The 14,956-nt window shown below is 35.8% G+C and carries 10 protein-coding genes; 4 read left to right on the top strand and 6 right to left on the bottom strand.

Annotated elements, in window-relative coordinates; translation table 11 throughout:
- Positions 1-14: 14 nt before the first annotated feature.
- The 4 genes from EXE09_RS10110 to EXE09_RS10125 all read right to left on the bottom strand — a co-directional run bounded on the left by EXE09_RS10110 (position 15) and on the right by EXE09_RS10125 (position 6,817).
- Positions 15-1,709, bottom strand: coding sequence for an AMP-binding protein (locus EXE09_RS10110; protein ID WP_130117183.1), 1,695 nt, complete (start codon positions 1,707-1,709; stop codon positions 15-17).
- Between the two features lie 423 nt (positions 1,710-2,132).
- The gene (locus tag EXE09_RS10115; RefSeq protein ID WP_130117184.1) at positions 2,133-2,819 is read right to left on the bottom strand and encodes a LuxR C-terminal-related transcriptional regulator; all 687 of its coding nucleotides are present in this window, start codon (positions 2,817-2,819) and stop codon (positions 2,133-2,135) included.
- Between the two features lie 372 nt (positions 2,820-3,191).
- Complete coding sequence (gene rapA / locus EXE09_RS10120; protein ID WP_130117185.1) at positions 3,192-6,029, bottom strand: RNA polymerase-associated protein RapA; 2,838 nt, start codon at positions 6,027-6,029, stop codon at positions 3,192-3,194.
- A 143-nt stretch (positions 6,030-6,172) separates the two neighbouring features.
- Entirely contained in the window at positions 6,173-6,817 is a 645-nt protein-coding gene (locus EXE09_RS10125; RefSeq protein ID WP_162994941.1) for an RluA family pseudouridine synthase, read from the bottom strand.
- Positions 6,818-7,250: 433 nt separating this feature from the next.
- Between EXE09_RS10125 and EXE09_RS10130 the strand changes: the two genes are divergently transcribed.
- The 3 genes from EXE09_RS10130 to EXE09_RS10140 all read left to right on the top strand — a co-directional run bounded on the left by EXE09_RS10130 (position 7,251) and on the right by EXE09_RS10140 (position 12,303).
- Positions 7,251-7,952, top strand: coding sequence for a hypothetical protein (locus EXE09_RS10130; RefSeq protein WP_087552579.1), 702 nt, complete (start codon positions 7,251-7,253; stop codon positions 7,950-7,952).
- A gap of 530 nt (positions 7,953-8,482) precedes the next feature.
- A complete protein-coding gene (locus EXE09_RS10135; protein ID WP_130117186.1) occupies positions 8,483-10,900 on the top strand; it encodes a membrane-bound PQQ-dependent dehydrogenase, glucose/quinate/shikimate family in 2,418 nt (805 codons plus the stop codon).
- A gap of 476 nt (positions 10,901-11,376) precedes the next feature.
- Positions 11,377-12,303 carry a phosphatidylinositol-specific phospholipase C domain-containing protein gene (locus EXE09_RS10140; RefSeq protein ID WP_130117187.1) on the top strand — a complete coding sequence of 309 codons (927 nt, stop codon included), beginning with the start codon at positions 11,377-11,379 and terminating at the stop codon, positions 12,301-12,303.
- A 125-nt stretch (positions 12,304-12,428) separates the two neighbouring features.
- Here the strand turns inward: EXE09_RS10140 and EXE09_RS10145 are convergent, their stop codons facing one another.
- Positions 12,429-13,595 (bottom strand): hypothetical protein, encoded by a 1,167-nt coding sequence (locus EXE09_RS10145; RefSeq protein WP_130117188.1) that lies wholly within the window; start codon positions 13,593-13,595, stop codon positions 12,429-12,431.
- Between the two features lie 60 nt (positions 13,596-13,655).
- Entirely contained in the window at positions 13,656-14,285 is a 630-nt protein-coding gene (locus EXE09_RS10150; RefSeq protein WP_130117189.1) for a cation transporter, read from the bottom strand.
- Positions 14,286-14,388: 103 nt separating this feature from the next.
- On the opposite strand from EXE09_RS10150, the gene EXE09_RS10155 reads away from it, so the two are divergent.
- Positions 14,389-14,796 (top strand): Cd(II)/Pb(II)-responsive transcriptional regulator, encoded by a 408-nt coding sequence (locus EXE09_RS10155; RefSeq protein WP_130117190.1) that lies wholly within the window; start codon positions 14,389-14,391, stop codon positions 14,794-14,796.
- The last annotated feature ends 160 nt before the right edge of the window (positions 14,797-14,956 follow it).

The raw sequence follows: 14,956 nt of genomic DNA on the forward strand, positions 1-14,956 counted from the left end.
TGAATTATGCCCTTTTATTCCCACACGACTTCTTGTTTTAACGAAGCCCATTTTTCTAAAGAAGGTTCATAACGACTTTCTATTTTATTACGCTTAATCTTCATGGTTGGTGTCAATAAATCATTTTCCATTGTCCAAGGTTCATTGATGACAACCATAAAACTCAATTTCTCATGTGATTCTAATGCTTCATTTATCTTCAATCTCAATGATTTTAATGTCGCTTCCACTTCATCACGTTTACCATTTTGCTTTAAATGATTGCGTACATCTTCAGCCAACATAATAAAAGCAACAGGTTGCGGTAAACTTGAACCACCTACACAGACTGATTCAACCAATTCATTATTACCAATTTTTTGCTCTGTCGGCACAGGCATGACGTATTTTCCTTTAGAGGTTTTAAAGATGTCTTTAATCCGCCCTGTAATTTTAAGTCTCCCAACTGCATCAATTTCCCCCATATCGCCCGTACGTAAAAATCCATCAGCTGTTATATCTTCTGCTGTTTTTTCAGGATTTTTATAATACCCCAACATCGTACCTGGACTTTTGACAAGGATTTCACCATTTTCATCAATTTTGCACTCTACTTTAGGTTGTGCATGCCCGACATAACCTTCTGCAAACTGCCCAACTTTAGTGGCGTGTGAATAACCACAATTTTCCGTCATTCCGTAAATTTCGAGCAATTCCAAACCTAAATTTCGGTACCATAAAATAATATCAATCGGTAATGGTGCGGATGCAGTAAATGCATAACGGACATGATTTAAACCTAACTTAGCTAATAATTTTTTCTTAATCACTTTACCAAGCACAGGTATTTTAAAGAGAATTTTTTGTACATGCGGTGGAATTTTTTCATTAATTCCTAAATAGAATTTTGTCCATAATCTTGGTACCGAGAAAAACACTGTAGGCTTGGCTCGGTTTAAATCCTCAATAAATGTCTCTAATGAATTGGCAAAATACACTGTATAACCACAAACCATCGAGGATGACTGAATAAAGATCCGCTCCGCCACATGCGCAAGCGGTAAATATGACAGTGCCCGATCTGAAGAAGTTACACCGAATGTATTCCTCATTTCATTTGCACCGGCTAAGAGTGTGGAAAATGTTTGCATCACACCTTTGGGTAAACCAGTACTGCCAGAGGTATAGACAATCGTTGCTAAATCATCTTTGTTTGGTAATGTTGGATTCACCAAAGGTTGAACATTTTGAATGATATCATTCCACTTTGGTGCATCATAGTCAGGAGCTAAAGGCAAACAGACACATGGAAAATTTTCTGGAATTATTTTTTTCACATCATTCCAACTATCAGCCTTCCCATCTAACTTTCCAATGAAAAGTAACTTTGCTTCACTGTGCTCCAGTACATAGCTTGCGCCTTCAGCATTTAAAGTGGGATATAACGGTACGGAAATATGCCCTGCCATCCAAATCGCCAAATCCGCCATGAGCCAATGGGCACTATTTTTCCCATAGATTGCGATTGAACTTTTACTTGGCAAATTTAAAGACAATAAATAACTTGCCATACTCCGTACTTGTTGCCCAACCTCCGCCCAAGTGTAATGAATGACTTCGCCATTTGCTGTAGGTTGTACACAATAATCTTTATCTGGAATTTTTTTTTCCCAATGCAATAAATAATGTAAATGGGTATCATAAAACTCAACCACTTCCGTATTTCCCATAATATTTCATCCCTTTTAAATTTTTATTGTTCAGTTTTCTTCATTATCATTTCACAATGCATATCCAAGTTTCAGATCAAATGCAGTACAAACAACACGATAACAAAGCAAAATAATTGCTTTCCCAAACTGAAAGCATTGCATCATCAATAGCATAAAATTGTCTGTTTTGTATACAGTATTTCTGATCAATTAAATTTCGCATTTAAATCTATTACATTATCTCAATTTAATTGATTGATTCTCATTTATAGCAAAAATAATAAACACCCTAAAACATTCAGAAGATTGATAACCGTAGCTTATATAAAGCAACTCATCGAAAATAGATATAAGATTTTATTTATTAAAGTTAAAGAAGGATTTAATAATACCTTAAAATAAAGCAATAGAAATCAAATAAAATATTTTTTATTATATAAACTAACTAATCAAACCAATCGTCTTCGCCATATTAATTGCTTTAGTGCGTGAATTTACTGAGAGTTTATGGTAGATATTTTTAATATGACAATCGACTGTAAATTTAGAAATATTTAACTGTTCTGAAATTTCACGACTACTATTCCCAACAGCGACCAAATTGAGAATCTCTAATTCCCTAGCCGATAAATTCGTTTCTAATTGACAAGATTGTGCTTCAGGTTTTACGACATCTTCAGCATGAACATTTTTTAAAATCTGATTTGCAATAAACGGATCTATAATCACCCCACCACGAAGTAAACTTCGTATTGCGAAAATCAGTTCAAAATCATCTCGCTCTTTAAGAACATAGCCTGTCGCCCCAGCAGATAAAGCTTTTAAGATTACTTCAGCAGAGTTCCACGCAGAAACCACCATGATGGGAATCTCACTGTCTTGTAAGTCTTCTCTGATATAGGAAATAAAGTCGATCCCATTTCCATCGGGTAATCCTAAATCTACCAGAACCAATTTGGCTACTAGAATACTATATTGTTCAATGGCCCCTTTAATTGTTTGAACAAAAGTAATATCTTCTTTTACGTATCCAAACTGAACTAAAATACTGTACATACGATCCTGTACAACCGGATCGTCTTCTAAAACTAATACTGGCTTAATTAGTTCAGTATCTACTGAAAACATTTAAAACCCTCCTTTAATTTCAGGAATAATTTTCAATCTTAAATAAAAAGCAAACAATACCCTAAATTAGGTATTTTATAAATTAATTAAGCTCAATTGCGATTAATTATTCGATAAATATAATTTAGAAAACATTTAAATATTATCAATTATTTTTTAATATTAATTTTTTATTTCAAATAGATCATACTATATTATGTATATTTAATTGAGTTATTATCATATTAAATAAATTCTTACATAATTTCATCAATTCTATATTCATCGGTAATCTATTAAATTTTATAAATTATTTCAATAATACAACTTTACAATGTGCAAATCAAAAAAGCTCCCGTAGGAGCTTTCTTGGATTTAAATAATTTGAAACATTTAAGGTTTAACTACCACCAACACTTGAATCGCTTCAGGTGTAACAGATAAACCATCCAGCAAACCCAAACCTTCTTTTTGGAATTTCTGCAAACGAGAAATTTCATCATCACGAATACTTGGATTGAACTGTTTTAGATACGTTAAACGATCTATTTCATATTGCCATTTACTACCATAAATATTTTTAGCTTGCTCGATCAGTTGAGGCAAAGCACCTTTGGCAATATCTAAAGCTTGTGCATAACGCTGTTCAACAACTTCACGGCGCGCTTTCACCACTTGACGGCAACTATTGCTGTCTAAATGATGTAAATAAGGTTTAATGATTTCCGGATCAAGCTTCGCGGTAATATCTTGACCATTTTCCGTCAATAGCACACGAATCAACTGAGTTGGTAAGCTTGAAGGTAGATTTAATGCTTTAGGCGCAACCACATCAACTTTAAACCATACTTCTAATAAGATCGAACCTTGTTTCAAAGCATTGGTTTTCAGAATCGCGACATTGGTACTACCGAAAGATTGAGTACGGATAATTTCCATCACACTTTCAGTAAACGGATGCTCAAGTGTTAAATATTGTGCATCTTCACGAATCTGAGCCTGATCACGATAGAAGGTCGCAGTCATACCTTCTTCATCAATATCCAAACCTTGAACTTGCATTTGATCAGTTGGTTTAATGATCACAGTACCATTACTTTGTTCATCAAAATCAATATTGGTTGATGCCATAAAACGCTTCATGAACATTGGCAATAATGTATTGTCATCATAGTCTTCAAGCGCAGTCACAATCTCTTGTGCCACTATTGGACGACATGAATTGTACTCAAGTAGACGATCACGACCATCTTGTAATTCCGCTTCCAAAGCTTGACGTTGAACATTGACAGCTTCAAGTAATTCTTCGAATTCTTGACCTTTATCAGTCAATAAACAATCTTTCAAATCAACAATAAAGTTTTCTTGAAGTGTTTGCGCTGTTGGTGAAATATTACTAAAAATATTCAATGCTTCGTTATACCAACGGAACATACGCTCTTGAGCTGTGCCTAATAAATAAGGCACATGAATTTGAATACGATTTTCTTGACCAATACGGTCTAAACGACCAATACGTTGTTCAAGTACGTCAGGGTTCGCGGGTAAGTCGAATAACACAAGATCAGATGCAAATTGGAAGTTACGACCTTCTGAACCGATTTCAGAACACAATAAAATCTGCGCGCCATAAGAATCTTCAGCAAAGTAAGCCGCAGCTTGGTCACGTTCCAACAAGCTCATGCCTTCATGGAACATGGCTGTACGTACGCCTGCATGAATACGCAAAGCATTTTCCAAAGCTTCAACCACTGGGCCACTACGTGCGATTAATAACACTTTCTTATGTTTTAAATCTGAACGTAAACGCTCCATCAACCACATCACACGTGGGTCTGTTTCCATCCACGCGCCATCGAGTTGTGCTTCTTCTGGCCACATTTGCTCACGTAACTTACCATCTTTCGACCAATTTTCTGGCGCTGGTAAAGGTGCTGGCTGACAATCACGTCCTGGGAAACCTTGAATCGCTTCACGGGTATTACGGAACAAGATACGACCTGTGCCATGACGATCTAACAATTCATGAATTGCACGGAAGCGGTGTTCTGGTTGATCTTCAATTGCATGACCCAGTAATTTTTCAACTGCTTCTAAATGTTCTGCTTCAAGTGGAAGATCAGACATCAACACTTCTGCAATTTTTGCAGTGTGATGATATTGCTCTTCTTCATCCAAGAAGCGATCTAGAGAACTAAAACGTTGTGGATCAAGTAAGCGTAAGCGAGCAAAATGGCTTTCTACACCCAATTGTTCAGGTGTCGCAGTCAGTAATAAAACACCTTCAGTTTTTTCAGCGAGTTCTTCAACAAGGTCATAACGTTCGTTACCACCTTCTTCTTCACTCCACATCAAATGATGCGCTTCATCGACCACGAGTAGATCAAAACCAGCTTCAAGTGCTTGCTCACGTAAATCATCATGGTCAATCATCAAATCGACAGAAGCAATAATACATTGTTCAGTTAAGAATGGATTGAGCTCTGGATCATGCTCCTTGATCGAAGCGGTACGTGTTAAATCGAATAAAGAGAAGTTCAAATTGAAACGACGGCGCATTTCAATCATCCACTGATATTGCAGTGAATCTGGAACGAGAATCAAAATACGTTCAGAACGACCAGTTTTCAATTGTTGATGAATGATCAAGCCTGCTTCAATGGTTTTACCTAAACCAACTTCATCGGCAAGTAAAACACGTGGTGCAAAACGCTTACCGACTTCATGTGCAATATAAAGTTGGTGTGGAATCAAGCCTACACGTGCGCCAACTAGACCACGTAATGGAGACGTTTGCATATTGGCTTGCATTTGCAAGGCTTCAATACGCAAGTCATACCATTCTTTATAATCAATTTGACTCGCTAATAGGCGCTCTAAAGGCTTAGACAATTGAATAGTTGCACCAATACGGGTTTCGTTGAGTGCTTTACGTTCTTGCTCGCCATTTTCAAGTGTGCGAATCACGTTATAACGAATCACACCATTGCGATCATCAAATGATTCTACAATCCACTTTTGACCTTCTTGATCTTGAACTTCATCATTTACATTGAAAACAATACGAGATAAAGGTGCATTGTTACGTGCATAGACACGAGTTTCATCACTTTTTGGGAAAAGAATACTGATTGAACGTTCATCGACATCAATCAATACACCTAAACCTAATTCAGTTTCTGTGTCTGATAACCAACGTTGACCTATAGCAAATTGTTGCAATTTTTCCACCTTTATCTCATGTTCGAGGCTAAAACACGTTTGCTCAAATTAGGAGAATATTTGAACAAAGTTTACGCCCTTTACGCAATACTTTTTGACATAAAGCTCATTAAATAATTTGAGCTTATGGGATTACTATTTAAAAAATTTGACTAAAACGGAACTGGACAATCAAATTGTACAAGCTCCTCTGTTTTAGGATGATAAAAGCTCAGTTGCTGTGCATGTAAACATAAACGTGGCATTAACTGCTGTTGTTCAGTTGTTGCATATAAAGTATCTCCGACGATCGGATGACCTAAATATTGCATATGTACACGTAACTGATGTGAACGTCCTGTAATCGGCGTAAGTTCTACGCGTGTGACAGCTTGTCCTTGAATTTGAAAATGTTCGACTGCTTTCCAATGTGTTAATGCTGGTTTGTTATGTTCTGGTGCAGCGATATGTAATGGAGGATGTTCAGGATCATAAATGACAGGTACATCAACAGTTCCTTCACCGTGTAAAGTTCCTGCGACGACTGCTTGATATGTTTTAGAGGTTTGACGTTCTTGGAACTGTCGAGAAATGGATTTTTGTCCCCACTTACTTAATCCAAATACAAGGATGCCTGAAGTATCACGGTCTAAACGGTGAATCAGTAATGTTTTAGGTTCAATTTTTAGTAATCTGCTAATGACACAATCTTGTAGGTCTTCTGTTTTTCCGGGAACTGTGAGTATACCTGCTGGCTTATGAATCACCATAAAATCATCTTCACGATGTATCAGGTGCTCGGTTAGAAAATTACTCAAGGTTCAGTTCCGCTGATCGTGCAAACAAGCGAGCAATGATATGAATCTTGGCTTCAAAATACAATGAATATTTTTGTTTTGTTGAACTGATTTTGCTGGTTGTTTGTTGGTTGGTCTCATTATTACTGTGGCATGTCATCATTGCACAATATTTATGAATCAAATTACATTTTATATCATCAAAAATAATCATTCTTTCCGAACATTTTTCAAACTTAATTTGAGAATTTAATTTTCGTTTATTTTCATTTATTCACCTTTAAATTCATTATCGAACAAAAACAAACCAACCCAATGGTCATATTTTGCCAATGAATTGATCAAAAATGCGCTAAAACACAATTTTTATAGAGAATTTTGGCATCTTTCAAACTTACCGCATGCACAATGAACTGCTATAAATAATTTGAAAATAAACCGATGAGCACAATAAATGACGAAGATACTAAAAAGTTCTCTGCTTGCGACGATATTGGGTAGTGCAACGATTTTAACAGGCTGTGCAACTGCAACCCTACTGGATAAAGATGATGGTGTTCGCACTAAAACCGTTAAAAACGTCCTAATTAATGACAACGTGATTGCTTTTGGCAAACCTGCGCAAGTCATGCCAAATTTACCACAAGACAGTATTGTGATCGTTGGACAACAATATAGTTATGTACTGACACAAGGCGGAGCAAAATTTGCCAAAGTCATCTCAACACTTGATCCGAAAAATATTCAAGTGACACGTTCACTCGACTTTTACTCAGCTAAAAATGATGGTAATTTTTCAGGAGCTTTGGAGCTATCCTACGTCAAACTTGCAGAAGATGTGACCAAGGCAGATCGTGCATTTTTTATTGAAAATGGTGCTGAAGAATGCACCAACTCAAGTGATAAACGTTTGAATGCACAACGCTTCTGTTTCAATATTAAACTTGGAGGTGTCGTTTACCCAGCAGCAACCAACCGCGATTCATTTAAAGCACTGAGTAAGCCTTATCAAATCAGTATTTATACGTCTGAGGAAGTGAAAGACTACTCTAAAGTAAGCAGTAAAACTGCTGATAAATTAGTCTTATTCCCTTTTGCTGTGGCTTTTGATGTGGTGACCTTACCCTTCCAAGCCATTCACAAAATTTTTGATTGATTTTTATTTTCTACTTAATTTTTCCTTTTCCACCTAGTCCTTTTCCACCTAGCTCAACATAGACTTAGTTCTCTGTTGAGCTTTTTCATGGCTAAGCACAACAAATAAAATATGACTCAAATTAAGCTAATTACTCTAAAACCCAATAAAAAACAGCATTGAATATTAATAAAACCCACATTAACCCTTAAACTTTATCTTATTTAGATAAAATGCTACAATAATTAACCACAAAATCTCTCCCCTTCATTGAATCAATTGCTTACCCAGCGATTGATTCCTGATGACTTTGTTACATAGCTATTGAATTCGATAAGATTTGAGTCTGTTGAGCATTCGTCTATGTTTGCGACAATATGTATTTTTCAATGATACGTAACGTGAAATATGAGTTTCATTATTCAAAATGGTGAACTCAATCATTTCTCGACATAACGTAAATCATTGATGAAATCTCAACAGCCCCTATAACATGCCCGTTATTCTTTTCTGAACTATGCAACCAAGCCGAATTTACCAAGAGGCAAGGTATGAGCACAGAGCAAAACTCTCCCGTAGAGGCAACCAGGTCCAAAGTCTATCGATACTTCTTTATCGTCTTGACTGCACTCATTGCCCTATATCTCATCATCCAGGGTTCAAAATTATTGAGCTTAGGTGGTTCAAGTTATTATGTTATTGCTGGTGTTGCGTACATCATCATTGCGATTCTATATGCGTTAAAAAAAGCCGCTGGTTTATGGTTGTCTATCATCACATTTATTGCAACTGTGATTTGGGCAATTGCAGAAGTTCAAGGTTTAGACTTCTGGCAATACATTCCACGTCTGGTGATTCCAACTGTTTTATTTGTTTTAAGTTTATGGGCAAGTCACAGTCTGCCTACATTAACCAATGAAAAAGTGAAAGCTGCGAATCAGGTTGGATTTGTTGGTTTCGCTGCCTGTGTTATTGCACTGATTGCAGCATTTTACCCACATGGCAAAGTTTTAAATCCAGTCGATTTGGTTCAGGATCCAAACCTTGCAAAACCGCATGCTGAAAACTCAGATAACTGGGAATATTTCGGTCGTAATGGCAATGGTACACGTTTTGCGCCATATACCGACATCACGCCTGACAATGTAAAAGATTTGAAAGTTGCCTGGATTTACCACACAGGTCGTGATCTCAAAGCGGGTGTGGATGAAAATACACCGATTCAAATTGGTAGTACGCTTTATTCATGTACACCGACCAATATCATTACAGCAATTGATGGTGATAGTGGTAAAGCCATCTGGAAATATGATCCTAAGGCAAAAACTGCAGAACATATCACTTGTCGTGGTGTGGGTTATTATGATGCAAGCAAAGATGCTTCACTCACTTCTGCTGATTTAGCATCGAATGGGATTAAAGCTTGCCCACAACGTATTTTAACTTCGACTGTGGATGGTCGTTTAATTGCGTTAAATGCAAAAACAGGTGCTTTGTGTCCTGAGTTCGGTGTCAATGGTCAAGTCGATGTTTTACATGACATGGGACCAACTGAACAAAGTAAACGTTATCACCCTACTTCTACGCCTTTAATTGCAGGTCATGTGGCGATTCTTGGTGGTTGGGTACGTGATATTGTTCATGGCGAACCTTCTGGTGTAGTACGTGCTTATGACGTTCGTACTGGGAAATTGGCTTGGGCTTGGGATGTGGGTAATCCAGAACTTTCTGGTGAGCCTACAAATGGCAAAGGTTTCACCCTTGAAACACCGAATATGTGGACCATTCCAACTTATGACAAAGATTTAAATCTGGTTTATTTACCTACAGGTAATGGTCCTCCAGATTACTGGGGTGGTGACCGTAACGGTGCCAAAGAAAAATTCGGTTCTGCTGTCGTTGCTGTCAATGCAACTACGGGTAAAACTGTTTGGTCTTATCAAATCGTGCATCATGACGTTTGGGATTATGATTTACCGTCACAACCTGTTTTATACGACATGACCAATGAACAAGGTCAAAAAGTTCCAACATTGATTCAAACCACGAAAATGGGACAAATCTTTGTTTTAGACCGTCGTACAGGACAACCTGTGTCTAAAGTTGTTGAAAAAGCAGTACCAACTTCAGGAGCTGCCGAAGGTGAAAAACTTTCTCCAACTCAACCTTACTCAGTAGACATGCCACAAATTGGGAATGACACTTTACGTGAAAAAGACATGTGGGGGATTTCTACATTTGACCAGTTAAACTGCCGTATTGACTATAAAGATTCAGTCTATCAAGGTCTTTATACTCCACCAGGTGAAAAACCTTATATCGAATGGCCAAGTCTGTTGGGTGGCATGAACTGGGGTGGTATTTCGATTGATGAATCGACTGGTTTAATGTTCGTCAACGATATGCGTATGCCGCTTCGTATGTCTTTAGTTCGTAAAGAAGACATGGGTAAATACAAAATTTCAACTGACGAAGTGCCTGGGTTTATGGGTACTGTACGTCCACAATTTGCAGGCCCTTATGCAGGTGTGAAAATCGACATCATGCAGTCTGCATTGGGTGTACCATGTAACCGCCCACCTTTCGGCACCATGACCGCGATTGATTTAAAATCTAAAAAAGTGGTTTGGGAAGTACCGATGGGGACTGCTGAACAACTTGGACCTTTAGGTGTTAAATCACACATGCCTATGCCTTTAGGTATGCCAACTTTAGGTGGTCCAACTTCAACTGCCTCTGGTTTAGTGTTCTTTGCAGGTACGCAAGATTATTATCTTCGTGCTTTAGACTCTAAAACAGGTAAAGAAGTCTGGAAAGCTGAACTTCCTGTGGCTGCTGTTGCCGCACCATTGATTTATAAATCTCCGAAAACTGGTAAACAATATGTTGTCATCTCTGCGGGTGGTGCAAGCCATTCTAAAGATGTAGGTGATTATATTATTGCTTATGCTTTACCAGATCAGAAATAGTCAGCTTGAGTATGTCTTGTTAAAGTGATGCAGACATCAATATTCTGTAAAACACCCGATGCCATTCATCGGGTGTTTTTTATATAAAAACCAAATTTATATCAATAAGAATATATATATAATTGATTTTTAAATACTTTATAAATATATAATTAATTAAAAACTATAAAAACATTATCACAATTCACCTATCACAGTGATTTTGATAATTTTTAAATAATACATTTCAATTACTTAGTGAAAAAATTAGTGTTAAATCTTCAAAAAAACTTGATTATACTAAAAAATATGAATTTGACATAAAATGTCTATTTTACCAACACTTAAATTAATTATGGTTTTTTAAATTATTGTTTTAGATTAGAAAAATTAAAATAAGTTCCAACCATTTCGGTCACAATTACTTATTTTTAGTGATTCGAATAACTTACATTTCACCTATATTTGACTTACAGACATTAACGTAGAGTTTTGTGATGAATCTAGGTATTAATAAGCATGCTTATAGCGTTGCGACACATGATTGGATGAGGCATTTAGATCCTAGTCTTAAGTTAAGTGAAATTACTATCCCAGGCACACATTGTTCAGCAACATATAATTTTGATGATTCAATGAATCATCTTAAACACCAAAACTATAGCCTACTTGAACAGCTTCATGATGGCATTCGTTTCTTGGACATGGAACTCGCATGTACGGATGCGGAAGATTATTCATTAAGCGTGATTCATGATCGTTATCATTGCCAAATTAACTTTGAACAAGTTTTATTGACTTGTAAAAACTTTTTATTACGCAATCCAACAGAAGTTATTTGTCTGCAAATTGCGCATCGTGAAACTAAATTCTTGAACTTTAAGCGTAATTTTATGCATCACTTAGAAAAGTTCCTCACAGAGGGTGATAAAACCTATTTTTATGAAGGTGATAAGAACACTTCTTTGCAAGATTTGAGAGGCAAGATCGTATTTTTTAATCATTGTACCGTGGTCAATGAAATTGGTATTCCGTGTCAAAAAACTAAGCAACAGGAATATACAAATCATTTAGATCAAAATTTTCGTGTATTACCTTTACAACATCAAACTGAAACTGCGAAGCAAATCAGTTCAGTAAAGAAAATCCTCGATGAAGCATCGACCGTGATCAATGATACGCTTTATATCAGCTATAACTGTGTAAAAACACAAACTGAGAACCAAACACCATATGATTTGGCATGGGGTAATGGATTAACTTTACATCCTGTGATGAATAAATCTTTAATAATTATTCTTGAAAATCTACCCAAACACCCTGCGCGTTTAGGTGTGGTTTTATTAGATTATTATCGTAATATGGATAATGGTTTTGATGTGACTAAAACTTTGATTGAACTCAACTTACGTTTTAAAATTTAAATAAATAAGAGTACTATATGATCAAATTTTTAATATAACTTCATTAATTTAGCGATTGTAAATTAATGAAGTTATTATATTTTCAACGGTTCATTCAAAAAATCCTTTAATTAAACAATAAAATCTTAATAATAAAAAATAAATTTAGAACCTTGTCTTACATTTAATTGATTCATCCACATTTCTTTTAACTTATAATGATAAATTTTCTTAATATTTTTATATTTCTTATAATTATGCAATGCTAAAAAAAACATCAATAATCCCCAAAATACCATAACCACTAAAAAAAACATATTTTCATAAACTGGAGTAGAAAAAATAGCTAAAAATAAAGTCACAAAAAACAAAAATGAACACATTCCGAAAAAAATATACATAAAAAAGTTTAACCGTTCAAAAGCTGGCTTGAGCCTTACATCAGTCTGAATATTATCTTTACCACATACAAATAGTATAAGATTTGCCTTGAGTGCTTCATTATAATGATAAGCAATCGACACCTCTTTTCCCACACTATATATAAGCTCATTAGGGTGCGCGTAAAAATCCTGATCATCAATTGTCATTTTTAAAAATACAATTATTTGAAATACTCTTTTAAATTGAACGTAGTTGATGTTTTCAATTTGATTTCTAATCACAGGGAAATAATTTTCAACTGTGGTTATGCCATATATTTTTAGCTTCTGACTGTGAAAATATTGAAGATCACGAATTTGACCTTTTTTATATAAGAAATCTGTTGCTAAAATTTCTTCAGCTCGTTGCTTTTTATAAAGACAATTTGATGCTATTCCATTATCCGTAATCAAAGGTGAAAAATCTGTAAAATTATTTTTTTGATATATTGAATCATCCGATTTTATTTCATTATATAAGAGATAAACAGCAAAGCCGAAATTCAAAACAAAATATATACCTCCTAAATAACCCGCCTGATTTAGATTTTTTAAAAAAAATAAAAAGAAAGAAATACATAAAAAAATTGCCAAATAAATTAAAATTTTCGTTAAATAATAATTAAAATTATCAATTTCCGTATTTAGATATAATAAACCGTTGCCTTCAATATAAGCACTTACAACATACTCATTGTCCCTACCTTCAAAGACTTCCATTTCTACAACATCATTTTCTTGTAAAAAGTAGTCATCAACAGGTAGAAAATAACGGTCTAAATAACCATGTTTAAATTCTACGCCTTTAATTTGATTGAGATCATCTAGGTGATATGTCACTTCTCTTACTTGTTTTTTTACTGTTCTATTTTTGGTTTTTTTATTTTTCATGCGCATTACATAATGATAAAAGAGTATCGGTTTAACATCTCCAATACTCTTTTTAAACGGTTACAAAGCTTCAGTCAACTTGACCTCTCGTCTTTCCTGCAATGCTTTTGTAATCACCTGATATCCACCTGTTAAACCTAAAGTTGCCATAATCACTGCAACAATAATATCAGGCAATAAACTGCCTGTACCAAATACTCCTACTGCCGCCAAAATCACTGCGACATTACCAATCGCATCATTACGGCTACACAACCACACCGACTGCATATTGGAATCCCCATCACGGAAAGCGTACAGCACAACAGCAGCAACCACATTGGCAATCAACGCTAAAATACCGATCGCCCCCATGGTAATTGCTTCAGGCGGAATCCCTTGGATATAAGCATAGGCAGATTTACCAATCACCACAAAACCAAACAACGCCATGGTCAAACCTTTCAACAATGCTACTGTCGCACGCCAATACAGACTTGCCCCCAATACAGCAAGTGAAATCCCGTAATTGACTGCATCACCGAAGAAGTCTAATGAATCCGCCCACAGTGCCGATGAATGTGCATAAGCACCACCGATCAACTCAACAAAGAACATCGCAAGGTTAATCACCAATGCAATCCACAGTGCTGTTCTAAACTTACTGTTTGGTTTTTGTGGTGCAGGTTCATGACTACAAGTACACGCCATTTCACATCCCCTTGATTAATGATTCATCTGTATTATGCTATTTAAAACTATGGACTAACTCCAAGGTCAAGCCTTGTTTGAGTATTTTTGGAGAAATTCAATCATGCAACAATATCTCATCAGTGATCTGGCTAAAAAAACTCAACTGAGTACTGATACCATTCGTTTTTATGAAAAGAAAAATTTGATTCAAGCAAGTTTTAGAGCTGAAAATAATTATAAATATTATGATGATGAATGCCTGAAACGTTTAATTTTCATCAAACGCTGTCGTGCTTTGGACATGACATTAAATGAAATTGTGGCATTATTGGAACAGGTACAACATCCTGAACGTGACTGTAAAATTGTCGATCAATTGATTGAAGAACACATTCAGCATGTGGAAACACGGATTCTAGAATTGCAGAGTTTTAAAACACAATTGGTTGCCCTGCGCCAATCCTGTGCTTCAGACAGCACTATTGATCACTGTCAAATCGTAAAAAAATTAGAGGCTTCGATTGAGTAATACACAGTTTAAATTTGCATAAAACGGTTAGCACTCTTACTGCATAAATTACGCATCATCGACACAATTTTGAAAGTTTAATTTATTGTCTTTGTTAAAGAACAAAGCCACACCAAAGTGTGGCTTTACCTGTACATTTTGTAAGTCTGAGTGAAGTCAG

This window comes from Acinetobacter sp. WCHAc060025, assembly GCF_004209355.1.
Classification (GTDB): domain Bacteria; phylum Pseudomonadota; class Gammaproteobacteria; order Pseudomonadales; family Moraxellaceae; genus Acinetobacter; species Acinetobacter wuhouensis.